Here is a 25,077-nt window from a genome sequence, read left to right on the forward strand (position 1 = left end):
TTTGTGAATCGCTTATTGACCGGTGCTGCTCACACCTTCTGGCTGTCCAACCACCACAAAGTGCAGGTTTCCAGGCTGATAGAGCCGCTCGGCAACCCGCAGAACATCATCCAGTGTGACCGCGTTCAACTGTTCATTGCGCGTGGTTATGTAGTCCGGCGTCAGACCTGTGACCTGCATCCCAACTAAAATACGCGCAATCCGGCTATTGCCATCGAACCGCAACGGGTAAGCGCCAGTCAGATAGGTCTTGATCTCTTCCAATTCGGTCTCGGTCACACCTTTGCTGGCGATGTTCTGCCACTCCGACTTGACCACTTCGATGGCTTCAGCAACCCGATCATTTGCCGACGCCATCTGCCCGAACAGCATGTCGGCCTGATCAAAGTTCACCAGATACGTGCCGACGCCATAAGTAAGACCGCGTTTTTCCCGAACTTCATTGGACAGACGCGATTGCCGCCCGTTGCCGCCGAAAACCTCATTTGCCACGAAAGCGGCAAAGAATTCTGGATCATCACGTGAAATTCCAGTGTGCCCGAACAGAACAACAGACTGCGGTGTCTCGAAAGGCACAACCGTAATGCCGGCATGAACGTCCGGGTCTACTGGTCCGGTCAGGGGCAGGTTGCTTTCTGGCAGATCACCCAAAAGCTTATCCAGCAAAAGGCCCAGTTCTTCGGCCGTGATGTCCCCTGAGGCACCCACGTAAACGCGATCACGCACCAGCAAGGCGCGGTTTGCCGCGACAATGTCATCACGGGTCAAAGCGGCCACACTTTCCAATGTGCCATCTCGGGAGGACCCATATGGGTGGTCACCATAAGCCATTGCGTCAAACGATTGACCGGCAATGGTGTTCGGGTCGGTAGCATCCGAACGGATGATCGACAGAACCTGTGCCCGCACACGTTCGACAGCGTCTTCGTCAAATCGCGGATTGATCAGTGCCTGGCGTAACAGATCGACGGCCTCATCGCGGTTCTCGGTCAGAAACTTGGCCGAGACGCGCATGGAATCGTCCCAAACGTCGAAATCATAACTGGCCGCAAGAGCATCTCGCGCTTCGGCAAACCCCCGTGCATCCAGCTCGCCTGCACCCTCTTCAATCAAGCCCGTCATCAGATTGGACACGCCACGCTTGCCCGCCGGATCTAGCGATGCGCCGCCTTTGAACCGGATGTCCAGCGATACAAACGGAATCGAATGCTCCTCGACCAGCCAGGCATTGATCCCACCGGGTGACGTGATCTCTTGAATTTCAACCGCTGCCCGCAAAGGGCCAGCCGCTACAAGGGTCAGGGCAAACGCCAAAGCCAAGCGGATCATTGCATCACCTCCTCAAAGTCTTCGGGCATTACCCATCCGGTCACGGACTTTTTGCGGTCAAAGATCATTTCAGCCGCCGCCATGATGTCGCCTTCGTTGACCGCGGCCAAAACATTTGGCCAATCCTCGATATCCGCGACTGTCAGTCCGGATGTCAGCCCAGCCCCAAACCGGCGTGCGATGCTGCCGATATTGTCCTGTGCAAAAATCTCTGACGCCCGGATTTGCATTTTGATCCGCTCCAGCGCCACTAGGTCAACTCCATCTTCGATGAACTGCTCAATCGCGCTGTCCATCGCCGCTTCGGCTTCAGCCAGCGTCACACCCTCGCTAGGCACAATTACGACACCAAACGTCGTGTCATCCAGGCTTAGACCGCCATAAAAGGCCGAGGTGTAGATCGCCGTCTGAGTGTCAAACTGCAACTTTTCGGCAAAGTAAGATGTCGTCCCTGATCCACCCAACAACTCGGACAACAGCCGCAACGCCGCCGCCTGTTCCTGCGCACCTTCATCGCGTTCCGGGGCAAGATAAGTCCGGATCACATAAGGTTGGCCAACCCGCGCATCCTCGAACCGAATCCGACGCTCTGCCAACTGTGGAGGTTCGGTCACCCGTGCCCGAGGTTGCACAGCCGGATTAGGTGGGATGACCCCGTAATATTGCTCAGCCAACGCGAGCACTTCTTCCGGCTCAACATCACCGGCGACAATCAAAATCGCATTGTTTGGCCCATAATGCTCTGCGTAAAACGCTTCGGCATCTTCCAGAGTCAGCGTATGCGCCTCGTGCTTCCAGCCAATAATCGGGATACCATAAGGATGGTTCATATATTGAGCTGCACGCGCCTGTTCATTGAACAAAGCACCGGCATCATTCTCGGTCCGCTGATTGCGTTCTTCGATAACAACGTCGCGTTCGGTCGCGATATCTTCGGGTACCAGGCGCAGACCATCCATCCGGCTGGCCTCCATCGACATCATCAGTTCAAGCCGGTCTGCAGCAACCCGCTGAAAATATCCGGTGTAGTCATAGGACGTGAAAGCGTTGTCCGAGCCACCATTGCGCGCAACCGTGTCTGAAAGTTCGCCGGCAGCCAGCTCATCTGTGGCCTTGAACATCAGATGCTCCAGAAAGTGTGCGATGCCGGATTTTCCAGGCGGCTCGTCAGCCGAACCCACGCGATACCACACCATATGCACAACCGCGGGGGCGCGATGGTCCTCCAGAACCACAACATCCATGCCGTTATCCAGCGAGAATGTCGTAACCTCGGCGGCGCCCACACTTTGGGGCGTCAACATCAGCAGGGGAATGAAAGCCGCAAAAATTCGGCGCATCGCACGTCCTCTTAATCGTTTCGCTTCAGGTGAAGGTGGTCCGAAAGGCACTGTTCTTCAAGCGCAGCTTACAAGGATGTGAGCAGGCGCGGGTTAACGCTCTAGTGTCGGGTCTGGCGGTACAGCCGATGTTCGAATGCCTGCACGACGCAATCGCTCCAACTCGGCGTATTGGTCCAACTCCATCGCTGAGTAACTGCTGAAATAAACATTCACATTAAACAACCGTTCCAAAAACTTCCCGTCGTTGGCCCGGCGAAACTCCAAATCGAGGGCTGCCAACGTAGCGCGAATATTTTCCTGAACGCCAAAACGCGAAACATGTGTGAACAACGCGCGATCCGTCAAACCACCGTCCAAAACTCCTGCATTTCCGCCCAGCGCTCTTGCAACCTCGATCTCTGGTTGGGGATCTGTGCGGTTCGACCCGCCTGGCGTCGGGGTCGGCAAAGCGGTCATGTCGGACGGCAATACCAATGGCTTTGTGGGCAGAATCGCAAATTCGTCAGGACCGTCACCACTACCTTGACGAATGTTCAAAAGGTCGGGCGCCTCTTCCTTTCCGCCACCGCAAGCAGTCAGCACAATCAACGCCGTAATGAGAATTGCAGTCCGCACCATGTGCCCCTTTTACACGTCGATAGTGTCTTAACCCGGTTTATCGGTGGCGTCACTGTCCTTTGATCCATCCCCCGACAGCAAGACTAATCCAACCGCACCAACAAAGATCGCGATATCGGCGACGTTGAATGACCACGGGCTGACGAACCCGCAACAGGACATGTTGATAAAGTCCGCAACCGCACCATAGATCACCCGATCAATGACGTTTCCGACCGCACCACCCAGCACCAAACCGGCGGATACCTGCACCCAAAAACCTGGGCGATCCCGACGCATCCACCAAATGATCCAGGCCGATATTGCCAACGCGATGATTATCAAACCCCACCGGGTCGCGTCGCCATGATTGGCGAAAAGCCCGAAATTCACGCCACGATTCCAGGCCATCTTCAACATCAGGTAAGGATCAAGAACCTCGATAACACCGCGTGATTTCAGATCCATCGCCTGCACCACAATATACTTGCTGATCTGATCCAGGATCAGCACCACAGCAGTGGTCCAGTTCATTGCAGACAGGTTTTTCATCAGTGTCGGAAGTGCCTCATGCCAGTGAAGACCATTGCTAACCCGGCGTCGTCCGCCGCTGCAATCACTTCATCGTCACGCATCGAACCACCTGGTTGGATGATCGCCTTCGCTCCGGCCTCGGCCGCGGCTAACAGGCCGTCTGCAAAAGGAAAAAATGCATCGGACGCGACGACCGATCCAATCGCCGGGCTTTCACTTAGCCCGACCTCGACCCCCATACGACCCGCTTTCAGAGCCGCAATGGTGGAACTGTCCAAACGGCTCATCTGACCAGCACCAACTCCGACAGTTTGACCATCCTTGGCATAGACGATTGCGTTCGATTTCACATGCTTGGCAACGGTCCAGGCAAAAAGCATATCGGCCAGTTGGTTCTCGGTCGGGGCTAGCCTGGTCACAACTTTCAGATCGTCCAGCGTGACATGACCGGAATCATCATCCTGCACCAGCCAGCCACCAGATACCTGCCGTGCAGCCAGGCGGGCCGCCATCGGGTCAGGCATGCCGCCAGTGGTCAGCAAACGTAGGTTCTTTTTGGCAGCAAAGACCTCTTTCGCTTCGTCCGTCGCGTCCGAAGCAATCACAACCTCGGTGAAAATCCCCGAGATAGCCCGCGCCGTGTCGCCATCCAAAGTTCCGTTCAGCGCAATGATACCGCCAAACGCCGAGGTGCGGTCGCAGTCAAACGCGCGTCCGAACGCTTCGGCAAACGTCGCGCCGCGCGCCACACCGCAAGGGTTCGCGTGCTTGATAATGGCGCACGCCGGGCCATCGCCAGCGCCAAATTCCGCCGCCAATGCAAAAGCGGCATCTGTATCGTTGATATTATTGTAAGACAGTTCTTTGCCCTGATGCTGAACCGCCGTTGCAACCCCCGGCACCGCCGAACCATCGGTATAGAACGCAGCAGTCTGATGCGGGTTCTCGCCATAACGCAAACCTTGCGCCAATTGCCCGGCAAACACCCGGCGGCGTGGCGTTTCCGCGCCAATTGCACCCGCCATCCATGTCGATACCGCCGCATCATAAGCTCCGGTGCGGGCATAAGCGGTCTGGGCCAACTTCTGGCGAAACGCCAAATCGGTGCCGCCGCCGTCGCGCAACGCACTGACAACGCTGTTATAGTCTTCAACATCCACAACAACGAACACGAACTTGTGGTTCTTCGCCGCCGCCCGGATCATTGCCGGTCCACCGATATCGATGTTCTCAATCGCAGTGTCGTAGTCAGCACCCGCGGCCACGGTTGCCTCAAATGGATATAGGTTCACCACCAGCAGATCGATCGCACCGATCCCATGCGCCTCCATCGAGGTCACATGATCTTCGTCATCCCGCAGCGCCAGCAAACCGCCATGAACCACCGGATGCAGCGTCTTCACACGACCGTCCATCATTTCGGGAAAGCCAGTAAGGTCCGCAACGTCTTTCACGTCCAAACCTGCCGCCCGCAGCGCCTTTGCCGTTCCGCCGGTCGACACAAGTTCGACCCCCAAATTGGCCAACGCCTTCGCGAAGTCCTCAAGCCCCGTTTTGTCCGACACCGAAAGAAGGGCGCGGCGTACCGGCTGAATACCTGTCATGTGATCTGCTTTTCCTGTTTCCTCAATCCACCGCCATTACGTCTTCCATCGCATAGTCGCGAACGGCAGACGGGGTCTCCTGAGCTTTTGCCAGGGACCAGCTGACGCGGGTAGAATACTCCATTGCAGTGCCAGTTAGAACGACTTGTTTGGTCGCACGCGGCGTTAACCGCGATTTTTCCAAGTAAACGCTTGATTCCAATGTCAAAGAAGCTTCACCCTGCTGGCGGAAAATCCAGATCTCACCACTTTTCAAGGCCATCGATACCGCTGTGCCATTCATATCAAGCGTCGCATCCACATCAGGGTGCAGGTGAAAACGAACGTTGAACGGGATGCCCTGCAACTTTGATTTGTCAAAGGCAATGTCCATGCGGCGGCGGCTGGCCTTGTCCAAAGCAACCAGAGAATCCTCACCTTTGAAGGAACGTCCATCATACCCAAGATGCAAGGTTCGGATATGGGTCAGCCCGTGGCTGGCAAGATAGCCATCGTGGCCAACAACCAGTCGCGTTCCACCTTCCACTTCGGCGCGCTCAAATCGCACGTCCTGCGGAATATCGATCAAGAGATCGGCTGCACGCCCCGAAACACGCCCGGCAACGCCCAGCCGGGAAGATGAATACCCTTCTAACCCCAACGTTGAATGGCTTGGCGTCGCGCGCCCTGCCCGCCGCCAGCTTTTGCCAAAGGTTGCGCCAGATCCACAGTTCACAATGACAGGCCGCCGGCCTGACGTCAGCTCAAACGCCAAGGTCGAGGCGTGGCCATTGCGGGAAGCTTCCGCCCGTGGGGGCGACGCCGCATCGACGATGACACTTGTACGCCCATGGCTTACACGCGCATATCCCATTGAAAGCCCGGCCTGGGAAATTGCCCGAACACCTGATGAGGCCAACGAGCGATCCAACCGCCCTTCAACTCCGCGCCCACCGCCGTGGAAGCGTGACAGGCTACCGTCCGAATGACGCAAGGCCCGCAACACCGGTGCGACTGCTTCAATTGCGCTTAAATGCGCGGCACCAGGCGACAATCCTGCGTCCTGCAATGCGACTGCTGACCAGTTCAGTAATGTAAAGACTTCCAGCAACTCTTCGGGGTTGCGCGTTGATAATCCGCCTTGTTCGTCAATTTCGCGTGCGCATTCCTGTGCCATCGCGCGAATGGCGTGCCCGACATGCCTGTCCATGCCATCCAAGGCCAGCCCTGCATAGATCAGCCCGGTCAGCGCCTCGAACCGTGGCAAACCCGGTGACGCCGCCCGATATCGGCGCGACAGGAATATGGTCTGCGCTGCCAGCGAGCGGAAATAGGCTTCGCTTCCAGCACGCTCGACCCCGTTCAAAAGTAATATTGCGTGGTTGATCCAGCGGATAAGTCTTCGACCTGTCAGATCAGGCGTCCACCCCGGCCCTTTGCCGCGCCCAAACCGGCGCACCCATTCATGGGTCCATTCCTGCGCCCGTTTTGTCGAATGCGGATCCCCGACAGCTGCCAAATCATCCAGCCAGGTGAACCCGTGCAACTCGCCCTCGAAACTGTCTTCGGGCATTGGAAGATCCCAGATCATCGTTTCGGGCGCTTCCACCAGAAATCCGGCGAACAGGAAGTTACCACCAGTAATTTGGCGGCCGCGTGCAAAGGAGCCAATTGTCTTGGGTTCAGGCATCGTCGAAAAAGCCGTCGCAGGTCGCGACAACGACGCCCCTCGGGCGTGAAGACGATTCATCCAGCGCGTTTTGCGCGCAGACCAACTGTCGTCCACGAACAAAATCTCCGTCCTGCCTCAGACCGCCCATTCATTCGGGCCGTTTCCAACGGCAGAATAACCAAAGGATGTTAACCTGTCATGACCGTTTTACGGATCAGCCGGGTTTCGCCAGCCGAACCATGAAAAATCCGTCCATTCCACCGCGTTCAGACCAGGCGTCCGGACGCGTGCGAAGCCCACCTCCGCTTGCCCTAAACGACTTGTCGATGCCTTCGGGCAACAGATCTTCAACAATCAGACCCGGATGGCGTGTTAGCGCGGCTTCAAGCTGCATTTCGCCCTCATCCGGCAGCAGCGAACAAGTGCAATAGACCAACCGCCCGTCCGGTTTCAGCCAGCCAAGCGCGCGGTCCAGCATCGCCGCCTGAAGTGGCAGCAAGGTCTCTAGCTCGGTTCCGTCCTTGGCATAGGCCAGATCGGGATGCCGCCGCAGAGTGCCTGTCGCGGAACAAGGCGCATCAATCAGTATGGCGTCAAATTTCTGGCTCGGCTCCCATTGCAACGCATCCGCAACCACAACTTTGGCCGACCGCCCGGTGCGCTTCAAATTCTCGTGCAACCGCTCCAAACGATCCTCAGAATCGTCCAGCGCCGTCACGTCCGCACCCGCGGCTGCCAGTTGCATCGTCTTGCCACCGGGCGCAGCGCAAAGGTCCAGCACCTGCTCGCCGGGCTTCACGTCCAGCAAATTCGCAGGCAAGGCCGCAGCAGCGTCCTGAACCCACCAGGCCCCCTCGTCGAACCCACCCATTGCCGAAACCTGACCAGTCTTTGCCAGCCTTACACTACCTGTAGGCAGGACCTCGTCCCCAAGCTCACCTGCCCAGCGCTTTGCATCCTTGGCGCAGCTCAAATCCAGCGGCGCTGGCATCACATGCGCCACCTCCATCACCGCCAAAGCCTCTTTGCCCCAAGCCTTGTTCAACCGTTTCCGCAGCCACTTCGGCAATGCCGGAGCCGGAAGGCTGTTCCAATCCGTCTCGCTGCGCTGCACGTTGCGTAGAACCGCATTTATCAAGCCCTTTGTCTGCTTTGGGGCCAAAGCCACAGCGGCATGAACCGCCGCATGAGGCGGCACACCGTCAACGTTGATTTCGTACAGCGCAAGCCGGAACAGGTTCAGCACGTTGTCATAGGGCTTGTTGCGCAAAAACGGTCCCAGCACCTTGTCCGAGCGCGGAGCCCAGCGCAGCGCTTCGCTGGCCAGCCGCATCGCGCGGGCGCGGTCTGAAGGTTCCAGCCCCTTTAACTCGCCCTCAAGCGTGTGCAGCGGCAGTTTGTCTTTGGTCACAGCCGTCATCATCGCGGCCGCGCGTCGTCTTGGTTCCAGTCCCGGCTCAGCCAATGTGTGCCCCTTGCTCTGACATCGCGCCGACGTATATCAAAGGCACCAAGCAAACAAGGAAGCATCGCGCCCATGGCCGACACGGAAAACGACCTGCCCCCCGAAGCCCAGCGCGCGCTGGCCGAGGCGGAAGAGCGTCGAAAAAAGACCGGTGACAAATCGCTTCCAACCGAACTTGGTGGCCGCGACGGCCCCGAGCCTGTGCGCTACGGCGATTGGGAGAAGAAGGGCATCACGGTCGATTTTTAACCGTCGCCCAATTGATTACTTAAGCCGCAGATCCGCATAAATGCCCTCGCCCCGATCCGAGGTGAATCGCATTGTGCGTCCTTTCACTTCGACCATCTGACAATTCGCACCCAGATCATCCTTGCCAACATAAAGGTCACGGCAAAAGTATCCGTCCTGCCATTTCCAGGCTCCCGTCACTTTCTGACCGAAGGCCCGGCCAGTGATCTGCCCGCTATCTCTCACAATCAACCGAATGCCGAACCGCTTCAGATCGCGGTCTTTCACCAATTGCAGAAAATCGCCTTTGTCATTAACCCGCGAAAAGCCGTCCGCAAGCACAGGTCCAGCGGCCATAAAGGCGATCAGGGTCAGGGCAATGATCCGGGGCATGGGCAATCTCTCCACCTTTTGGAAAGAATACGCATCAATTCCTTAGCCGGATCACTTCATCCCCAAAACATCCAGCATATCGAAGTGTCCGGGACCACGACCCTGCCCCCAAACGGCGGCTTTCAGCGCACCGCGCGCGAAAATATTCCGATCGGTGGCCAGATGGCGCAGCACGATCCGTTCGCCTTCAGCGGCAAAGATCACATCATGCTCGCCAACCACATCGCCGCCACGAATGGCGGTGAAGCCGATATCGCCGCCCTTACGCGCACCCGTGATCCCATCGCGCCCGCGATCCGACACATCCCCCAGCGAAACGCCGCGCCCCCTAGCCGCCGCTTCGCCCATCATCAACGCCGTGCCTGACGGCGCATCAACTTTGTGGCGATGGTGAGCTTCGACAATCTCGATATCGAAATCCTCGTCCAACGCCGCCGCCACTTGCCGGGTCAGTTGCACCAGCAAATTCACGCCAAGGCTCATGTTGCCCGCCCGCACAATCGTTGCGTGACGCGCAGCTGCATCAATTTTTTCAATGTCGTCCGCAGCCAAACCCGTGGTCCCGATCACATGCACCAGACGCGCTTGGGCTGCGATGGCCGCGTGGGCGACGGTCGCAGCCGGTGAAGTGAAATCAATAACAGCCTGCGCATTCGCAAAAGCCTCCAGCGGATCATCGCCGACAAGAACGCCCATCGCCGCGCCGCCCATGACTTCGCCCAGATCCTGACCGATCCAGTCGTGACCGGGTCGTTCCAACGCTCCGATCAGACGCAACGCATTGGACGCGCGCACACTTTCAATCAGCATCTGGCCCATCCGTCCCGATGCACCCGTGATTACGACACCCGGCAATTCCGTCATGGTCTTTCCTCCAACTTGGCTCTCCATACGACGACCGAACGGGCTTGCAAAGCACCGCTTGAACGCCAACCGGCAAACGACTACATCCGGCAAATGGCCAAATCGCGATTCAATGACGGTCCCGGACCCACCCAACGCCAGCTTCGCGTCGCCGAGCTGATCCGTCGGCGTTTGTCCGACGTCCTTAACCAGGGCGATATTCATGACCCGGATCTGAACCGCATGTCCATTACCGTGGGCGAAGTGCGCTGTTCCCCCGATCTGAAAGTGGCAACTGCCTATGTCCTGCCTCTTGGTGGCGACAACCGCGAAGAAGCCCTGGACGGGTTGCGTCGCAACCGCCACGAAATCCGCCGGGTCGTGAACAAAGGCCTCGCGCTGAAATTTTCGCCAGAACTGCGCTTTGCCATCGATGAAACCTTCGACCGGCTTGATGACAGCCGCCGTCTATTCTCGTCTGACAATGTTCGCCGCGATCTCGATAGCGATTAGTCTGGCGCTGCTGGCCGCCACCAGCGCGGTGGCTGCCGAATGCAAGGTCGTCACCTTTGACGACGCCGAATTCACTGTCTGCGAGGCCGACCCCCAAACCGACACCATCCGCCTCATGCTGGATGCGCCCGACGGCACCAAGATCGGCACCTTCGAACGGCTGCGTAGCACAATCGGTGACAGCGCCCAGATAGCCTTTGCCACCAATGGCGGGATGTATCACCCCGACCGCAGGCCCGTTGGTCTTTATATCGAAAACGGTAAAGAGATCGCCCGTATCGTTACGCGCGACGGCCCTGGCAATTTCGCCCTGCTGCCCAACGGTGTGCTGTGTTTGGGGGACGGGACTGCATCTATCCACGAAAGCCGCGCCTTCGCCGCCATTCCGCCAGATTGCGCTCATGCAACCCAATCCGGTCCCATGCTGGTCATCGACGGCAATCTGCACCCGAGTTTTCTGCCTGACTCCAGTTCGCGCTTCATCCGCAATGGTGTCGGCGTTACGCCAGATGGATATCTGATCGCCGCCATTTCGAATTCACGCGTGAATTTCCACCATTTAGCCCGCCTTTTCCGCGACCGGCTTGGAACGCCGAATGCGCTGTTCCTCGACGGTAACGTCTCACGCCTGTTGGCCCCCAGTTTGGACCGTGCTGACATCGGCTTCCCCCTTGGCCCAATGCTGGTTGTCACCAATCCCACCAATTGACCCGGCCCCCTCCAGCCGTTAGCAGACCGGCCTGATCACACAAACAACGGACAAAGGGCAAAACGTGGCACGACGGCGCAAAGGACGGGACATTTCAGGCTGGGTTATCATCGACAAACCCGCCGGCCCCACCTCGACTGCCGTTGTTAACAAAGTGCGTTGGGCCTTCGAGGCCAAAAAAGCAGGCCACGCAGGCACTTTGGACCCCGACGCAACCGGGCTTCTGGCCGTAGCTCTGGGCGAGGCCACCAAGACCGTGCCTTACGTCACCGACGCCACCAAAGCGTACGATTTCACCATCCGCTTTGGCATCGCGACCAATACCGACGACGCAGAAGGCGAGGTCATCGCCACCTCCGATGCCCGCCCCAGCGATGCAGACATCGAAGCCGCCCTCACCGCCCTCACCGGCAACATCCAGCAGGTGCCGCCCAAGTTCTCTGCCGTCAAAATCGACGGCCAGCGCGCCTATGCCATGGCCCGCGCAGGAGAAGACGTCACTCTGGAACCCCGCCCGCTCTTTGTTGAAAGCCTGTCCCTGACCGAAAGACCCGATGCCGATCATGCCACATTGGAAATGGTCTGCGGCAAAGGCGGCTACGTCCGCTCCATCGCCCGCGACCTTGGCGAAGTCCTCGGCTGCCACGCCCATGTCACCTCGTTGCGCCGCATCTGGTCCGGCCCGTTCGATCTGGACCAAGCCGTCACGATGGACCAAATCGAAGCCTTGGCCCGCACGCCAGACCTCGACGACCACCTCCAGCCGCTGGAAATCGGCCTCGCCGATCTGCCCGAACTGCCAACAACCGCCGAAAGCGCAGCCAAACTCAGCAATGGCAATCCCGGCCTCGTCATCGCATCCGATGCTGAATATGGCGACCTCGCCTGGGCCTCGCATCAGGGCCAACCGGTCGCGGTCGGGATCTACAAAGCGGGTGAGTTGCACCCGTCGCGCGTTTTCCGCCTTTGAACCTGGTCACCCGGACACACAGCGAACAGGGCCGCGAAAGCTCTGCCGTCTATTCTCCTTGCGACAATTACCGGTATGCGCTGACCCGCATCTGGAACACCACTGAACAGCGCATCACATATGTGATGCTGAACCCATCCAAGGCAACTGAACTTGCCAACGATCCCACCGTAGAACGCTGTGAACGTCGCGCACGCCGGCTTGGATACGGGGCCATGCGAGTCTGCAACATCTTTGCCTGGCGCGAAACCGATCCGGCAAGATTAAAGCGGGCCAAATCGCCCATTGGTCCTGCAAACGAGGCGGTCCTTATCGAAGCCGCCAATTGGGCTGATCACGTTCTCTGCGCCTGGGGCGTGCACGGTGCGCATTTGAATCAGGGCCCAAAAGTCGGCCGCATGCTTGTGGCCAGTGGCAAACCACTCTTTTCGCTTGGCGTCACCAAAGGGAGCCACCCGCGCCACCCGCTTTATGTCGGCTACGCCACCGCCTTGGCACCGTGGTCACCAAGCGAACCGCAGTCGCAATAGGCCGCACTCAGGTCCTGCAGGATGAAACGCCTTTCTCGCGGGAAAGGGCGATCTTCATTAATATATTCAACACCTTACTCACAAACATACCCACCAAGGCAATGACGGAACTCCTCATGCCGCAACTTCCACGTTCTGGACGATGATGTGCACATTTTCTGCCGTAGCATCCGGAGCATTTCCCAATACCGCCACCGTGCGACCTGCAACGATCACCAGCCCGTGACGGCCATCCGGCGTTGGGTGAACTTCCAAATTCTTGCCGTCAGTATCCTTGCGCGGAACCAAAATCTCGACCGTTTCAGTCGAGGCGTCAAACTCCTCGAACACGGCGACATGGTTCTGGTCCCAGGTCACCGGGCCTTTCATCTTTGCAACCTGTTCTTTTGCGTCCGAAGCTGCCCACGCGCGATCCAGATTGGCTTCGTCACTGTGTCTGATCTCGCTGACAGGGACCAAGGCGCTCAATGGATGCGCGACGCCAGGTACCGCCGAAGTTTTAAGCCGGATCAGGATGTCATCCGCCGGCAAGTCATCCAGCCCCAGAAAACAAATCTCCAACGTGCCCATATCGTCGCTTAGGGTCAGGATCACTCCATTGTCAGGCCTCCAACGGACATGGCCCACCACATTCGCGTGCAAAACTACATCACAGGTGTCCACCGTTGGGCGAAAATTCGGTACAACAAATTCCTTTACGTCCTGTGGCACCACATGGCGCACTCCTCTATGGACTTGTTGGTTTATTTCTTGCGAAAAAGGTTGGCGCGAAACCTGTGATCTCCGAGAGGACCGCTTGACCGGTGCCACTTTGCCCGACGCCTCATCGACTTCGTCACCAGGTCCCATGCCCGTTTTGGTCGTGAACAACCCCCAAAACCACGATACGACCGGAGTCAGACACGCTGCCAGAAATGCCGCAATTATAAAGTCTTCAACCGTCCAGCCCATGAAACCTCTTCTGCCGGGACCGCTGCCGAAATTGGCAATCTGGCATTGAAGAGCAGGATGAACTGAAAATATTTACACAAGGTTTCCCGGCGGCGGGCCAGATTCCAGAATTTTAGTCAATCTTACCGCAGGCTTTAAATAACCGGCGTCATCAGCATCCGTTGAAGGTGCGGAAGTAAAATCACCAGCCAGACCAATCAATGTGTCATCGCCCGGACCGCCTTCCAACTCGTCGGCCCCCAGATTGCCGACCAGATAATCCAACCCCGGACCGCTGCGCAGCGTATCATTGCAACCGCCACCTTCCAGAAAGTCCGAGTTCAGCGCCCCTTCCAGCACGTCGTTGTCCGCATCACCGCGCAACTCATCTTCGCCGGCACCGCCCCGCAAAAAGTCGTTACCGATGTCGCCGTTGATCGTGTCGTTGCCACCCCGCCCGTAGATAACGTCATCAAAAGCAGTGCCTACCAAGAGGCCGTCATCGCCTGTGCCCTACTCAGTCGGGTCTGGACCATCGCCAAGCGAGGATCCCCACCGCTGCCGCCAGCGAGGCCCGCCACCAATCCCACCGCAAGGATTGCCAGAATGAATTCCGTCGAGTTGCCTGTCTTTTTTATGTTTTGCCAAACAATACCCGAAATTCTCCGACCTCAAAGCGCCAACCGGACAACTCAGAATTCTCTTTCCAAACCCCCGAATCTCTCCTATACGCCCGCATCCGCACCGAAATACTTCGGACGGAGCCTCCACGGGCCCTGCTGGACGACATCCCGGCTTGCGCCATTTCTCAAACCTAAAGGAGACCCCGATGTCGATTACTGCTGAAGCAAAAGCAAAAGTGATGAAAGAATACGGCACCAAAGACGGCGACACCGGTTCGCCCGAAGTTCAGGTAGCCATTCTTTCCAGCCGCATCGCCACACTGACCGAGCACTTCAAGACCCACAAAAAAGACAACCACGGCCGCCGTGGCCTGTTGAAAATGGTCGCGACCCGCCGGAAATTGCTGGACTATGTCAAAGGCAAAGACGAGGACCGCTATAAGGGCCTGATCAAACGCCTAGGCCTGCGCCGCTAAGTCGGACACCAGTTTCGAAATCAAAAAACGGCGCGAGAGTAACTCTTGCGCCGTTTTTGCGTTTGTGTGCACTTGGACGAATGACCGCTTAGAGCCCAAACTTACCTGAACCAATTCCTCGAAGTACAGTTCGACTTGCTTGATCCGGCAGGTCCTGAAATGGCAATAGGTAAGTTGGAAGTTCATAAGTTCGGTGCAGACAGTCCTGTGCTTGAGGAGGCAATTCCATGGGCACGATTTCCCATTACGACCCAGACCGCGACCAAGACGATCTGATCGCACTTATGCACGGCTACCGTGAGCTGACGTATGAACGCGCACCGCCTTTTGATCATCCGGTAGTCGACCAGAAATACGGCGACGAACCATTTGCAAAAATGCTGCGGGACTTGGCAGCAACCCACGCACGCCCCACCGGATCAATTCTCATGGTCCACAACGGAGAGGTCGCGGTTGGATGCGGAATGACAAATCCAATCAATCAAAACACCTGCGAGATCCAACGGGTGTTTCTTTCGGCAGATGCGAGAGGTCTGGGGCTAGGCAAGTCCTTAATTGCTGCGTTGATAGATCAAGCGACCGAAGACGGCTACGAACGCATTGAACTTAATACAATCTCAATATTGCACGAAGCTATCGTTCTTTACGGCAAGTTTGGTTTTCGCCCATGTGAGCCCTACTTCGATTTTTCGGCCAAAGTAGAAGCCGAGCTTTTGTTCCTTGGTTTGGACATAGCAGATCGACTACAATGAGGCGCACATTGACCTGTGTCTCGACAGCTCAACGTTTTCAGATTCTCATGAATTCTGACGGTACGGGTCGGTTTGTAAAATTGCTTCTGCGGTTTTCGTTGAAGAGTTGTGTACAACTACAGTGAAAGTCTCCTTCGTCCCGCAAAGCCGACCTTAAGGGCGTCGATAGTGGCTCCGAGCCCGACTGAAAGCGTCGGATGTCCGCTTCGAGCCCAATGTGTCAAATGCTGTGCGATGCACCAATGTCGGCTTTGCTTAATTGAGAAACTTTTGCCAAGTCCGATTGTGATTGCTCAGACGGTGCCCTCATTTGCTGAAGATCCAAACTCATAAACACTCAGGCACTTCCTTGCGCATCGGTCATTATTCGCTTTGTGCCGCCCAGATCATGCCTCTTCGCAGGATTTCGGTGACCTCGCTGCGTTTCAGGTTGTCCAATTCGTGACCGATGGAGCAATAGAAAACACGTCCCCTATCCCACCGACGTTTCCAGATAACCGGGATGACCGTGCCTTCGATCCACCACAAGTGATCGCCTGAAAACGTTGTGGTCGCCAAAACCTCATTCGATGGATCGACAAGCATGTAGTATTGCTCTGACCGCATATGAAAGGATTTGATGCCCCGCACAATCGGGTCATCGGGCCGACAGATTGTGACATCATAATTGACATAATCATCAGTGGGTTGTGGGTTGTCGGGCCAGCCCGGGGGATGGGCCACGAACTGGCCGCCGATCAGGAAGTGATAGGTGGGGCGGTCGCGGAAAGCGTCGCCCATATGGCCGTGCCATCCGGCAATGCCACACCCGTCGCCGATCAGTTTCAACAACCCATCTTCCTGCGGTTTCGTCATATTGCCAAACTCAGGCCGATGCGCGCTGCGCGCGGACGACCAGATCGGCACAATCAGGTTTATATCGGCGAGTTTTTCCGGCGTTGCGAGTGGTTCAAGCGTGTCGAACGCCTGAACTTCAAACCCGTTGTCGCGCAATAGGGCGGCGCACCAATCGCCAAAATCGCCTGGGGCATGGCCTTCCCAGCCGCCCACGAATAATGCTGCCTTCATTCGTTGCCCTCCCGCATGAAATTCAAGATTGCCGCCATATCGCGGTTGTCGAAACGCGCCTCTCCGGCGGCCTTCAGCATGTCAAACGTGGTTTGGGTCTGCGGCATGGCAGTGCCAGTGGATTGGGCCTGATCGAGAGCCAGCCTCACATCTTTGCGCGCCAGCGCGACCGTGAAGGAAACATCCTGGGCTTGTTCGTCCAGATAGATTGAACGTCGGTACTTCAGCATTGGTGCCGCCGCTGCAGAGTTTTCGATCACATCGAAAGCGGCAGATGCCTCAATACCCGCAGCTTCGGCCAATGTCAGGGCCTCGGACAAGTTCTGGTTCAGCCCATGGATCAGGGTGTTGACCGAAAGTTTCATGACCGCGCCCAACCCAGGCTTGCCCAACCAGATGGTTTTGCGCGCCATTTGGTCGAACACCGGCTGCAGGCGCGCGGCCATTTCTGCGGATGCGCCAGCCATGATCATCAACGTTGCCTCTTCCGCCGCCTGCGTCGCGCCTGAAACCGGGGCATCCGTGAAGGTTTTGCCGCGCGCCTTTGCTTTCGCGTGAAGCTCTCCGATCAAATCAGAGCTCATGGTGCCCATCTCAACCAGAAGATCGGCACCCTCTGCGGCAAGCAAACCATCCTTTCCCAGATAAACGTCTCGTGCAGCCTTGTCGTCTGCGAGCATCGAAAGAATTATGTCGGTGTTTGCGGCAAGCTCTGCGGGCGATGTCGCATGAGCGCAGTTATTCAGCCTTGCGAAATCAGCAGCGATTTCAGGCGAACGGTTCCACACAGTTACTGGAAAGGCTTTTGCGCAATTCATCGCCATCAAGCGCCCCATGCGGCCAAGTCCGGCGAAACCGATGCGCATTTTACCAGCTTGCCGAAATGTATTGGGTTTCCATGAATTCATGCATGCCTTCATGCCCGCCTTCGCGACCCAGGCCCGATTGTTTGGTGCCGCCGAAAGGTGCTGCCGGGTCTGAAACCAGCCCACGGTTCAACCCGACCATTCCGTAATCAAGCCGTTCACAGACTTGCAGCCCGCGCTTCATGTCCTCGGTGAACACATAGGCGACCAATCCGTATTCCGTGTCATTGGCCCGTTTGATGACATCTTCCGGGTCAGTGAAAATTTGAATGGCCGCAACCGGTCCAAATATCTCATCGTGGATGCAGTTGGCGTTAGCGGGCACGTTGGACAAAACGGTCGGGGGATAGAAAAACCCTTTGCCATCTGGTTTCTGACCGCCGCAGTGAAGGGTTGCCCCCTTGGCAACAGCGTCTTCAACGAATTCTGCGACCTTGTCGCGCGTATCTGCATTGACCAAAGGGCCAACATCCACCGATGGGTCCAGCCCGTCACCCACTTTCAGCGCCGCCATGGCCGCACTCAGCCTTTCCACAAATGCGTCCTGAACCTTTTCATGTAAGTAAATTCGGTTTGCCGCCGTACAGGCTTCGCCCAAGTTGCGCATCTTGGCCAGCATTGTGCCTTCGACGGCCACATCAATGTCGGCGTCCTCAAAGACGATCAAAGGCGCGTTGCCACCCAGCTCCATCGCAGGTTTCAACACCTGATCGGCGGCGGAATGCAAAAGCTTGCGGCCCACTTCGGTTGATCCGGTAAAGCTTACAACGCGCACGCGCGGATCGTGCAGCAGCATGTCGACCATCTCTCCGGTTCGGCGCGAGGGCAGGACGTTGACGACGCCTTTGGGCACGCCCGCTTCTTCCAGCAATGGCATTAGGGCCAACATGGTCAGGGGCGTTTCAGACGCCGGTTTGATGATCACCGGGCAGCCTGCCGCGAGGGCTGGGGCGATTTTGCGGGTCCCCATGGCGGCCGGGTAATTCCAGGGCGTGACCAGCACAGCAATTCCCGCAGGTTTGTGTTGAACGATAATCCGTGCCCCTGACGCGGGTGCGTGAGAGATCAGGCCGTCAACGCGAACAGCCTCTTCCGAAAACCAGCGGAAGAATTCGGCGGCATAAGCGGCTTCGCCCATGGCATCAGTGCGGGCTTTACCGTTTTCCAAGGTGATGAGCCGGGCAAATTCCTCCTGCCGCTCCACCATCAACTCCCACGCGCGGCGCAGCACGATGGACCTGTCACGCGGGGTGCGCGCGGCCCAATCTGCAAAGGCGGCTTCTGCAGCGTCCAGGGCGGCTTTAGCATCGTCCAAAGAGGCAGAGGCCACGCTTGCCAAAACAGTTTCATCGGCGGGGTCCATGACGTCAAAACGTGTTCCATCAGACCCGGGAAGCCACGCGCCGTTGATGTAAAGATCAGTGTGTTCCATGTTGGTTTCCCTTCCCGATCCTAGACCAGCGCCAGCAATGGTTCGGCCATGCGCGCGCTTAGATCGGACATCAGCGCAATTGCTTGATCCGTCGTGAGATTTGATGAGCTATAGGAAAGCGACAAATGAATGTTGCCCCCCGTAAGCGCGATTGTAAGCGTTGGCGTAGCACCGGCATCTATTGCGGTGGTGGTCAGATATGTTTCGCCCAGGTCGATCAGTTCCAAGTCCGCGGGTGCATCGCCTTCTTCGCCTGTCATCTGCGAGAGCCGCATTTTGTCGGGATCATGGAAGGTCACGCTTGGATTGCCATGTTGTTTTAACGTCAGCGTCAGGTTTTGGGCATCGCTGACGACCCGCAGAGCGACAGCAGCAAAGGCAACGGCCAGATTTGCAAGCGACAATTGAACGCCCGCATCGTCGTTCATTTTGATGATCAGCGCATTGCAACCAACGGCAGGCACCTGCGCCGCGATATGCAATTTGGCGCCCGCATGCGGCGCGGCTTGCGCAATTGGCTGAGTTGCCAGCCGTTCGACATCTGCTGCGCGAATAGGTTGAGGCACGCCCGCTTCGCTGAACTGTGAGAGGGTCAGGCCCGCTTCTTTGGCCAGTCGCCTGGCTTTTGGGGACGCTAAGATACGATCACCCCCGGTTTGAAGTGGCGGCGCGGCAACCGGGCTTTCCTGTACTTGCGGCTGTGGGTCTGAGGGCGTTTCAGCAACCGGCTCCGATATTTCTGGCGCGGGTGCAATCGCCTCATCGGGGTCCGCCGTGATCATTGCGATCACCTGACCGACCGGAATATCGGCGCCTTCTTCGGCGCTTACACCCGCAAGAAACCCATCTGCCTGCGCTTCGACCTCGGATACGGATTTATCGGTCTCGACCTCGAACAGAACATCGCCCACCGCCACAGCTTCGCCTGCTGATTTGCACCAGCTCAGCAGTTTGCCTGTGTCTTGGGCCATCCCCAGCATTGGCATGATGACCTCATGCGCCACGTTAGATCCCTCCTTCGACTGAGGCTTTTGCGCGGGTAAAGACGGCTTCCGGTGTTGGCACAGTCAGGTCTTCCAATGCGGATGAAAACGGGATCGGTACGTCCATTGCGCCGAACCTTTGGACCGGGGCATCAAGGTGATAGAACGCCTTTTCACTGATCCGGGCCGCAATTTCGGCCGTAACTCCGAAGTTTTGATGCCCTTCATCCACCACCATCGCGCGGCTGGTTTTTCGGACCGAGTTCAAAATGGTTTCTTCGTCCAATGGGACAATTGTGCGGGGGTCGATCACTTCGGCACTGATGCCGACATCTGCCAGCAATTCAGCTGCTTTCTGGCACACCTGCACCATCGAAGACGTGCCGATAAGCGTAATATCACGCCCCTCGCGCAGAACATTGGCTTGGCCAAAGGGGATCAGAAATTCCTCCGCCGGCACAGGCGCTTTGTCCTGATACATCAGCTTGTCTTCAAAGATGACCACTGGGTTGTCGTCGCGGATCGCGGTCTTAAGCAATCCTTTCGCTTCATATGCTGATGATGGAAGCGCAACTTTAAGCCCCGGAATATGGGCAACCAAAGCGTGCAAAGATTGACTATGCTGTGCCGCCGACCGTCTTGTCGCGCCAAGATTGGTGCGCAGAACCAATGGTACATTCAGCTTTCCACCGGACATGTAATGCGTCTTGGCCGCCTGATTGCAAAGCTGGTCCATGACCAGAAACAGGAAATCGCCGAACATCAGATCGACGACCGGGCGCATACCCGTCATGGCCGCCCCAACTGCGATGCCCATGAAACCGGGTTCGGCAATGGGTGTGTCCACAACGCGATCGGTGCCAAACTCTTCCACCAGACCGGACAAGATTTTGAACGGTGTGCCTGCTTCGGCCACGTCTTCACCGATGATGAACACCGACGGATCACGCCGCATTTCTTCTGCGAACGCTTCGTTGACGGCCTGAGATAATGTGATGTCGCGCATGTTGCCCATCTTACGCGACCGCATGGGTTATGTCGGTGAAGATGTGCATGTCCACTTCCAGACCATCAGGATAAGGGGCGGTGATGGCGTATTCGACCGCTGCTTTGGCCTCAGCATGCACTTCTTCGCGCAAGGAAGTCAGTTCTTCGTCAGATACGATGCCTTCCGCCGACAGGTAATCGCCCAATATCGTGATTGGGTCGCGATTTGCTTTCCAATTTGCCTCTTCTTCCTTGGTCCGATAATAATCGCGATTGATGTCGCCGACGTGGTGCCCGTGATAGCGGTATGTTTCGAGTTCGATGAAGAACGGGCCTTCGCCTTTGCGTGCGCGCTCAACCAATTTTTGCGTCAGGTCGTTGACGGCCAAAACGTCTTGTCCATTGACCTTGTGGGCTTCGATACCAAAGGCCTCCGCACGTGCCGGAATGGAACCTGCTGCGATTTCCTCGGTGCGCGTGTATTCGCTGTAGCCGTTGTTTTCACAGGCATAAATCACTGGCAGTTTCCAAAGCGCGGCCATGTTCATGACCTCATACATCAGCCCCTGCGCCGTGGCGCCATCGCCGAAAAAGCAGACTGCCACATCATCGGTGCCTTGCATCTTCGCACTGAACGCCGCACCGGTCGCAATTCCCATGGAGCCACCGACGATGGCATTTGCGCCAAGGTTGCCGTTTGATTGGTCAGCGATGTGCATGGACCCACCTTTGCCCCGGCAATAGCCTTCTTCTTTGCCCAAAAGTTCGCAAAACATCTGTTTGAACTCGGCCCCTTTGGCCACGCAGTGTCCATGGCCCCGGTGAGTTGAGGTGATTTTGTCGGTGACACGAAGGGCTTCGCAAATCCCGACAGCCACTGCCTCTTCGCCAGAATACATATGGGTCAGGCCCGGCATCTTGGCAGATAGGTAAAGTTGATTGGCCTGATCTTCGAACGCTCTTATGCGCACCATCTGCCGGTACATCCGAAGAAAATCTTCGGTATTTGTTTTTGGTTTCTTTGCACTCATTTTGTGCTTTCAATATGCGCCCGCCCCGCAGGGAGATACGAGACGGGCCGGCCAGGGAGAGTTAGTAACGATTGGCGATTGGCAGCTCTTCGGCTGGGAAAAGGCTGATCACCTCGCAACCGGTGTCGGTGACCACGACTTCTTCTTCGATCCGGGCTGCCGAGAAGCCGTCATCCGCAGGGCAATAGGTTTCAAGTGCGAAGACCATGCCGGTCTTGATCTCCATTGGGTTGTCCAGGGAAACAGCGCGGCTGATGATGGGGCGTTCATGCAGCGCAAGACCAAGCCCATGACCGAATTGCAGACCAAAAGCAGAAAGCTCATCCGGAAAACCCAAGGATTGTGCTGTCGGCCAAAGCTTGGCCACCTGATCGGTTGTCACACCCGGTTTGATCGCCTGAATTGCCGCATCAAGCCATTCCCGCGCCTTTACATAGGCATCGTTTTGAACGGGCGTTGCCCGGCCAATGTTGAAGGTGCGGTAGTAACAGGTGCGATAGCCCTGATAGGATTGAAGAATATCAAAAAATGCCTGGTCACCGGGGCGGAACAATCGATCGGTGAAGTTATGCGGATGCGGGTTGCAGCGTTCGCCGGAAATGGCGTTGATCGCCTCAACATCATCCGAGCCCATTTCGTACAAAAGCTTGTTCGACAGCGCCACGATGTCGTTTTCGCGCACACCCGGTTTCAGCTCTTCATAGATCATGTGATAGACGCCATCGACCATACTGGCGGCCTGGGTCAGAAGCTGGATTTCGTCCCAGTTCTTGATCTCACGCGCGGACAACATGATTTGTTGGCCATCAACCACGTTCAGACCGGCGTCCTGCAAGGCGTGAAACATTGCGGTTTCGGCGTAATCGACGCCCACTGGCATGCCCTTCATGCCCGCGTCTTCGATCAATCCGGCGATCTCTTCCGCGTAAAGCTTCATCAAACCGAATGAAGGCGGGATCGTTCCCCGCATCCCCACAACACCGGCGCGACAGTGATCTGGGACCAGCCAGTCGGCGTATTTTTTGTGGTGCACAGCGGCTGATCCGAAGTCCCACACATAGGGCGCGTCATCACCCGTCAGCAGACAGAAGCGGCACATCTTGTCCCGCTCCCATTCGCCGATTTTTGTGGCTGAGACATAGCGGATATTATTCACATCAAACAAAAGCAGCGTGCCGCAATCGCTTGCCTTCAAGGCCTCGCGTGTTCGGCTTAGGCGATAGCGGCGCAAGCGGTCATGATCGACACGGGTCTCAAAATCGACCGAGGTATGACCCCAGGCTGGCAAGCGGCCTTCCCATTTCCAATGGGGTTCTAGATCTTGTGGTGTCAAAACGTTCGGGGTTAACGCGGTTCTTGTCGTCATCAGGTGCCTCCCAGGCCCCCGGAACGACCGGAGGCGATTAATAGTGCCCGTGTGCCCGCATCAGCGCATCCGCCCGATTTTGAGCACCCGCCAGCGCCGCCTTTACAGATTTTGCCCCCAAGAGCATGTCGTGCATTTCTTCGCCGGCGATGGCGATAATATCTGTGATCTCGGGTACCGGCGGGCGTGGCCACATCTGCAAAACACCGAAACGTGCCATTTCGTCCACGATGGATATCAGTGGCGAAATCTTTTTCACTTCCGGGTCCATACTGACGCTGAACCGTGGGCTCACAAGGCTCCCGTTCTCGATATAAAGCTTGATCGCATTCGCTGACGTGAGCGATGCCAAAGCTGTCCAAATTGGACGAATTCTTCCGGTTTCAACATTCGACGGGATCGCAAGCGCATAGCCACCAACAGGTGCAATCGGTCGCGCCGTGGGACCACAGGGGTGCGGCAGGTAATCAGTTACGCCATAGGCGGGCGAATTCTCATCAAGCTCAAACATTGGTGCCAAAAGTGTCGCGCAATAGGCCATTGCCACCTGGCCGTCAGCATAGGCGCGCGCGCGTTCATACCATGACATGCTGAGAATGCCGCTGGGCGAATAGCTTAGCAATTCCTGCATATAATCCGCTGTATTGCGCGCCGCATCACTGTCAAACATCGGGCGAAAGTTCTCACCTTCAACCGTTTCGCCGTCAAATCCGCCCTCGATCGGACGCAGATTTAGGGCGGGTTGGCCAAATGCCCCCATCATGAACAGAAAACTGTGACCAAGCGGCGTTCCCCGGGCCGCGTTCCAAGCAATTCCAGAAAGGCTGCGACCACGCGAATGAAGCGTTTTCGCCGCAGTCAGGGTTTCGTCGATTGTGCGCGGGGCGTTAAGCCCATGATCTGCAAGCAGATCCGACCGACAGACAAGAAGTTCGGGCGTCGTCTGAACAGGAATTCCGTATTGAACGCCTTTGTAGCGCGCACTTGCCAGGGCTTCGCTATGGAAGTCGGTGGTGTCGAAGGCGGTTTGTTCCATCAGTTTACCGACCGGCATGAAATGACCCGCCTCAGCCATCTCTCCAAACCAGGGCAGGTCGCAAGCGATCAGGTCATAGTCAGAGGTTTCTTTCTGTGCGTTGGTCAGAATTTCCTCGCGCAGCCGATCAATGGACAAAGCGCGGCTTTGGATGTTGACGCCAAAGATCGTTTCGAATTGTTTCTTGAGAACATGCATCGCCATGAAAGTCGGATCAGCATGGACCAGAATGCGAAGGTCCCGTCGAAGCGGCAGTTTTGACGCTAATACGCCAAGGGGAGAGATGATGCTGCCTTGATTGTAAGAGGCACCAAAGAAATAATCGGATTGGCCGACACCGGTATCATTTAGACCAATCGTTGTTCCAACAAGCGCATGAACACGGCGCGCATATTCCTGCCATTCCTGGATAAGTTTGTCAGACGGGTGAAGCGAGTAGCTTTTGCCGCTGGAGGTCCGCGGTCGGCGAAGCAGCAACCCTCGGTCCTCGATCGAGGCCATGGAGCGGATTGCGGTGCCATAAGACATGCCCGAGCTTTGAGCCAATGATGTGGACGTCGTCAGTTTCCCAGTCAAATGATTGCGCAGAAGCGTGACCAGTATTTGTGTTTCATCATACCCGGATTTAATGCTGAGCGATTGACGCGCCTCTTGATCAAGTTGTTCAACAAAATCCAGAAAGCGCGACATCTCTTCGCTGGAAATGCCAAACTGTCTGCGGCGGTCCGCTGTTTCGAACGGACCTTCTGGTCGTTTGTGAACGGGCTGACGCTGGTTCATTTCCTCCGCCTGAACGCTAAATCATGAAGCTAGCAAAG

General features: G+C 56.9%; 26 protein-coding genes. 7 read left to right on the forward strand and 19 right to left on the reverse strand.

The features are described 5' to 3' along the window. Positions 1 to 12 precede the first annotated feature (12 nt). The 7 genes from GKR98_07540 to GKR98_07570 form a co-directional block, all read right to left on the reverse strand. On the reverse strand, positions 13 to 1,329 hold the full coding sequence (locus GKR98_07540; GenBank protein ID QMU58060.1) for an insulinase family protein: 1,317 nt from the start codon (positions 1,327 to 1,329) through the stop codon (positions 13 to 15). Next, entirely contained in the window at positions 1,326 to 2,669 is a 1,344-nt protein-coding gene (locus tag GKR98_07545) for an insulinase family protein (protein ID QMU58061.1), read from the reverse strand. Before GKR98_07545 ends, GKR98_07540 begins: the two co-directional genes overlap by 4 nt. Positions 2,670 to 2,762: 93 nt before the next feature. Then, positions 2,763 to 3,290, reverse strand: a complete 528-nt coding sequence (locus GKR98_07550) for a DUF3035 domain-containing protein (GenBank protein ID QMU58062.1) — start codon at positions 3,288 to 3,290, stop codon at positions 2,763 to 2,765. Positions 3,291 to 3,317: 27 nt separating this feature from the next. Continuing rightward, positions 3,318 to 3,803, reverse strand: coding sequence for a signal peptidase II (locus tag GKR98_07555; protein QMU58063.1), 486 nt, complete (start codon positions 3,801 to 3,803; stop codon positions 3,318 to 3,320). 17 nt (positions 3,804 to 3,820) lie between these two features. Beyond that, positions 3,821 to 5,407, reverse strand: a complete 1,587-nt coding sequence (gene purH, locus GKR98_07560; GenBank protein ID QMU58064.1) for a bifunctional phosphoribosylaminoimidazolecarboxamide formyltransferase/IMP cyclohydrolase — start codon at positions 5,405 to 5,407, stop codon at positions 3,821 to 3,823. A gap of 22 nt (positions 5,408 to 5,429) precedes the next feature. After that, on the reverse strand, positions 5,430 to 7,136 hold the full coding sequence (locus GKR98_07565; protein QMU58065.1) for a heparinase: 1,707 nt from the start codon (positions 7,134 to 7,136) through the stop codon (positions 5,430 to 5,432). 136 nt (positions 7,137 to 7,272) lie between these two features. Beyond that, complete coding sequence (locus tag GKR98_07570) at positions 7,273 to 8,523, reverse strand: methyltransferase domain-containing protein (protein ID QMU58066.1); 1,251 nt, start codon at positions 8,521 to 8,523, stop codon at positions 7,273 to 7,275. Positions 8,524 to 8,595: 72 nt separating this feature from the next. Here GKR98_07570 and GKR98_07575 point away from each other — a divergent pair, with 72 nt between their 5' ends. Continuing rightward, complete coding sequence (locus GKR98_07575; GenBank protein QMU58067.1) at positions 8,596 to 8,772, forward strand: DUF1674 domain-containing protein; 177 nt, start codon at positions 8,596 to 8,598, stop codon at positions 8,770 to 8,772. A gap of 15 nt (positions 8,773 to 8,787) precedes the next feature. On the opposite strand, the gene GKR98_07580 is transcribed toward GKR98_07575, so the two are convergent. Together GKR98_07580 and GKR98_07585 are read right to left on the reverse strand one after the other, a co-directional pair. Then, on the reverse strand, positions 8,788 to 9,144 hold the full coding sequence (locus GKR98_07580) for a dihydrodipicolinate reductase (protein QMU58068.1): 357 nt from the start codon (positions 9,142 to 9,144) through the stop codon (positions 8,788 to 8,790). Between the two features lie 51 nt (positions 9,145 to 9,195). Next, positions 9,196 to 10,008, reverse strand: coding sequence for a 4-hydroxy-tetrahydrodipicolinate reductase (locus tag GKR98_07585; protein QMU58069.1), 813 nt, complete (start codon positions 10,006 to 10,008; stop codon positions 9,196 to 9,198). A 93-nt stretch (positions 10,009 to 10,101) separates the two neighbouring features. On the opposite strand from GKR98_07585, the gene rbfA reads away from it, so the two are divergent. From rbfA to GKR98_07605, 4 genes are all read left to right on the forward strand, one after another. Beyond that, positions 10,102 to 10,500, forward strand: coding sequence for a 30S ribosome-binding factor RbfA (rbfA, locus tag GKR98_07590; GenBank protein ID QMU58070.1), 399 nt, complete (start codon positions 10,102 to 10,104; stop codon positions 10,498 to 10,500). Beyond that, positions 10,472 to 11,209, forward strand: coding sequence for a hypothetical protein (locus GKR98_07595; GenBank protein QMU60015.1), 738 nt, complete (start codon positions 10,472 to 10,474; stop codon positions 11,207 to 11,209). Before rbfA ends, GKR98_07595 begins: the two co-directional genes overlap by 29 nt. Before the next feature lie 64 nt (positions 11,210 to 11,273). Further along, positions 11,274 to 12,179: a tRNA pseudouridine(55) synthase TruB gene (gene truB / locus GKR98_07600; GenBank protein ID QMU58071.1), complete on the forward strand. Its 906-nt coding sequence runs from the start codon at positions 11,274 to 11,276 to the stop codon at positions 12,177 to 12,179. Between the two features lie 2 nt (positions 12,180 to 12,181). After that, entirely contained in the window at positions 12,182 to 12,709 is a 528-nt protein-coding gene (locus GKR98_07605; protein ID QMU60016.1) for a DUF1643 domain-containing protein, read from the forward strand. Positions 12,710 to 12,823: 114 nt separating this feature from the next. Here GKR98_07605 and GKR98_07610 read toward each other — a convergent pair whose 3' ends face one another. Next, positions 12,824 to 13,660 (reverse strand): hypothetical protein, encoded by an 837-nt coding sequence (locus GKR98_07610; protein ID QMU58072.1) that lies wholly within the window; start codon positions 13,658 to 13,660, stop codon positions 12,824 to 12,826. Positions 13,661 to 13,732: 72 nt separating this feature from the next. Next, positions 13,733 to 14,131, reverse strand: a complete 399-nt coding sequence (locus GKR98_07615) for a hypothetical protein (protein QMU58073.1) — start codon at positions 14,129 to 14,131, stop codon at positions 13,733 to 13,735. Between the two features lie 337 nt (positions 14,132 to 14,468). On the opposite strand from GKR98_07615, the gene rpsO reads away from it, so the two are divergent. Then, positions 14,469 to 14,738 carry a 30S ribosomal protein S15 gene (gene rpsO, locus GKR98_07620; protein QMU58074.1) on the forward strand — a complete coding sequence of 90 codons (270 nt, stop codon included), beginning with the start codon at positions 14,469 to 14,471 and terminating at the stop codon, positions 14,736 to 14,738. A gap of 227 nt (positions 14,739 to 14,965) precedes the next feature. Next, positions 14,966 to 15,490: a GNAT family N-acetyltransferase gene (locus GKR98_07625; protein QMU58075.1), complete on the forward strand. Its 525-nt coding sequence runs from the start codon at positions 14,966 to 14,968 to the stop codon at positions 15,488 to 15,490. A 363-nt stretch (positions 15,491 to 15,853) separates the two neighbouring features. Here GKR98_07625 and GKR98_07630 read toward each other — a convergent pair whose 3' ends face one another. The 8 genes from GKR98_07630 to GKR98_07665 form a co-directional block, all read right to left on the reverse strand. Next, entirely contained in the window at positions 15,854 to 16,558 is a 705-nt protein-coding gene (locus tag GKR98_07630) for a ThuA domain-containing protein (GenBank protein ID QMU58076.1), read from the reverse strand. Next, positions 16,555 to 17,424, reverse strand: a complete 870-nt coding sequence (locus tag GKR98_07635) for an NAD-binding protein (GenBank protein ID QMU58077.1) — start codon at positions 17,422 to 17,424, stop codon at positions 16,555 to 16,557. The genes GKR98_07630 and GKR98_07635 overlap by 4 nt, the downstream gene beginning before the upstream one ends. A gap of 1 nt (position 17,425) precedes the next feature. Then, positions 17,426 to 18,856, reverse strand: coding sequence for an aldehyde dehydrogenase family protein (locus GKR98_07640; GenBank protein ID QMU58078.1), 1,431 nt, complete (start codon positions 18,854 to 18,856; stop codon positions 17,426 to 17,428). A gap of 20 nt (positions 18,857 to 18,876) precedes the next feature. Next, positions 18,877 to 19,860, reverse strand: a complete 984-nt coding sequence (locus GKR98_07645; protein ID QMU58079.1) for a dihydrolipoamide acetyltransferase — start codon at positions 19,858 to 19,860, stop codon at positions 18,877 to 18,879. Between the two features lies 1 nt (position 19,861). Next, the gene (locus tag GKR98_07650; protein QMU60017.1) at positions 19,862 to 20,845 is read right to left on the reverse strand and encodes an alpha-ketoacid dehydrogenase subunit beta; all 984 of its coding nucleotides are present in this window, start codon (positions 20,843 to 20,845) and stop codon (positions 19,862 to 19,864) included. Between the two features lie 10 nt (positions 20,846 to 20,855). Then, complete coding sequence (locus GKR98_07655) at positions 20,856 to 21,857, reverse strand: ABC transporter substrate-binding protein (protein ID QMU58080.1); 1,002 nt, start codon at positions 21,855 to 21,857, stop codon at positions 20,856 to 20,858. 61 nt (positions 21,858 to 21,918) lie between these two features. Beyond that, complete coding sequence (locus tag GKR98_07660; GenBank protein ID QMU58081.1) at positions 21,919 to 23,223, reverse strand: M24 family metallopeptidase; 1,305 nt, start codon at positions 23,221 to 23,223, stop codon at positions 21,919 to 21,921. Between the two features lie 37 nt (positions 23,224 to 23,260). Next, complete coding sequence (locus GKR98_07665; GenBank protein QMU58082.1) at positions 23,261 to 25,039, reverse strand: extracellular solute-binding protein; 1,779 nt, start codon at positions 25,037 to 25,039, stop codon at positions 23,261 to 23,263. Positions 25,040 to 25,077: the final 38 nt, after the last annotated feature.

Source organism: Boseongicola sp. (genome assembly GCA_014075275.1).
GTDB lineage: Bacteria > Pseudomonadota > Alphaproteobacteria > Rhodobacterales > Rhodobacteraceae.

What these genes read in the sequence shown, in the direction of transcription:
- GKR98_07540 (QMU58060.1), bottom strand. Translation starts at nt 1,329, where the DNA reads ATGATCCGCTTGGCTTTGGCGTTTGCCCTGACCCTTGTAGCGGCTGGC.
- GKR98_07545 (QMU58061.1), bottom strand. Translation starts at nt 2,669, where the DNA reads ATGCGCCGAATTTTTGCGGCTTTCATTCCCCTGCTGATGTTGACGCCC.
- GKR98_07550 (QMU58062.1), bottom strand. Translation starts at nt 3,290, where the DNA reads ATGGTGCGGACTGCAATTCTCATTACGGCGTTGATTGTGCTGACTGCT.
- GKR98_07555 (QMU58063.1), bottom strand. Translation starts at nt 3,803, where the DNA reads ATGAACTGGACCACTGCTGTGGTGCTGATCCTGGATCAGATCAGCAAG.
- purH (QMU58064.1), bottom strand. Translation starts at nt 5,407, where the DNA reads ATGACAGGTATTCAGCCGGTACGCCGCGCCCTTCTTTCGGTGTCGGAC.
- GKR98_07565 (QMU58065.1), bottom strand. Translation starts at nt 7,136, where the DNA reads ATGAATCGTCTTCACGCCCGAGGGGCGTCGTTGTCGCGACCTGCGACG.
- GKR98_07575 (QMU58067.1), top strand. Translation starts at nt 8,596, where the DNA reads ATGGCCGACACGGAAAACGACCTGCCCCCCGAAGCCCAGCGCGCGCTG.
- GKR98_07580 (QMU58068.1), bottom strand. Translation starts at nt 9,144, where the DNA reads ATGCCCCGGATCATTGCCCTGACCCTGATCGCCTTTATGGCCGCTGGA.
- GKR98_07585 (QMU58069.1), bottom strand. Translation starts at nt 10,008, where the DNA reads ATGACGGAATTGCCGGGTGTCGTAATCACGGGTGCATCGGGACGGATG.
- rbfA (QMU58070.1), top strand. Translation starts at nt 10,102, where the DNA reads ATGGCCAAATCGCGATTCAATGACGGTCCCGGACCCACCCAACGCCAG.
- GKR98_07595 (QMU60015.1), top strand. Translation starts at nt 10,472, where the DNA reads ATGTTCGCCGCGATCTCGATAGCGATTAGTCTGGCGCTGCTGGCCGCC.
- GKR98_07610 (QMU58072.1), bottom strand. Translation starts at nt 13,660, where the DNA reads ATGGGCTGGACGGTTGAAGACTTTATAATTGCGGCATTTCTGGCAGCG.
- rpsO (QMU58074.1), top strand. Translation starts at nt 14,469, where the DNA reads ATGTCGATTACTGCTGAAGCAAAAGCAAAAGTGATGAAAGAATACGGC.
- GKR98_07625 (QMU58075.1), top strand. Translation starts at nt 14,966, where the DNA reads ATGGGCACGATTTCCCATTACGACCCAGACCGCGACCAAGACGATCTG.
- GKR98_07630 (QMU58076.1), bottom strand. Translation starts at nt 16,558, where the DNA reads ATGAAGGCAGCATTATTCGTGGGCGGCTGGGAAGGCCATGCCCCAGGC.
- GKR98_07635 (QMU58077.1), bottom strand. Translation starts at nt 17,424, where the DNA reads ATGCGCATCGGTTTCGCCGGACTTGGCCGCATGGGGCGCTTGATGGCG.
- GKR98_07640 (QMU58078.1), bottom strand. Translation starts at nt 18,856, where the DNA reads ATGGAACACACTGATCTTTACATCAACGGCGCGTGGCTTCCCGGGTCT.
- GKR98_07650 (QMU60017.1), bottom strand. Translation starts at nt 20,845, where the DNA reads ATGCGCGACATCACATTATCTCAGGCCGTCAACGAAGCGTTCGCAGAA.
- GKR98_07655 (QMU58080.1), bottom strand. Translation starts at nt 21,857, where the DNA reads ATGAGTGCAAAGAAACCAAAAACAAATACCGAAGATTTTCTTCGGATG.
- GKR98_07660 (QMU58081.1), bottom strand. Translation starts at nt 23,223, where the DNA reads ATGACGACAAGAACCGCGTTAACCCCGAACGTTTTGACACCACAAGAT.
- GKR98_07665 (QMU58082.1), bottom strand. Translation starts at nt 25,039, where the DNA reads ATGAACCAGCGTCAGCCCGTTCACAAACGACCAGAAGGTCCGTTCGAA.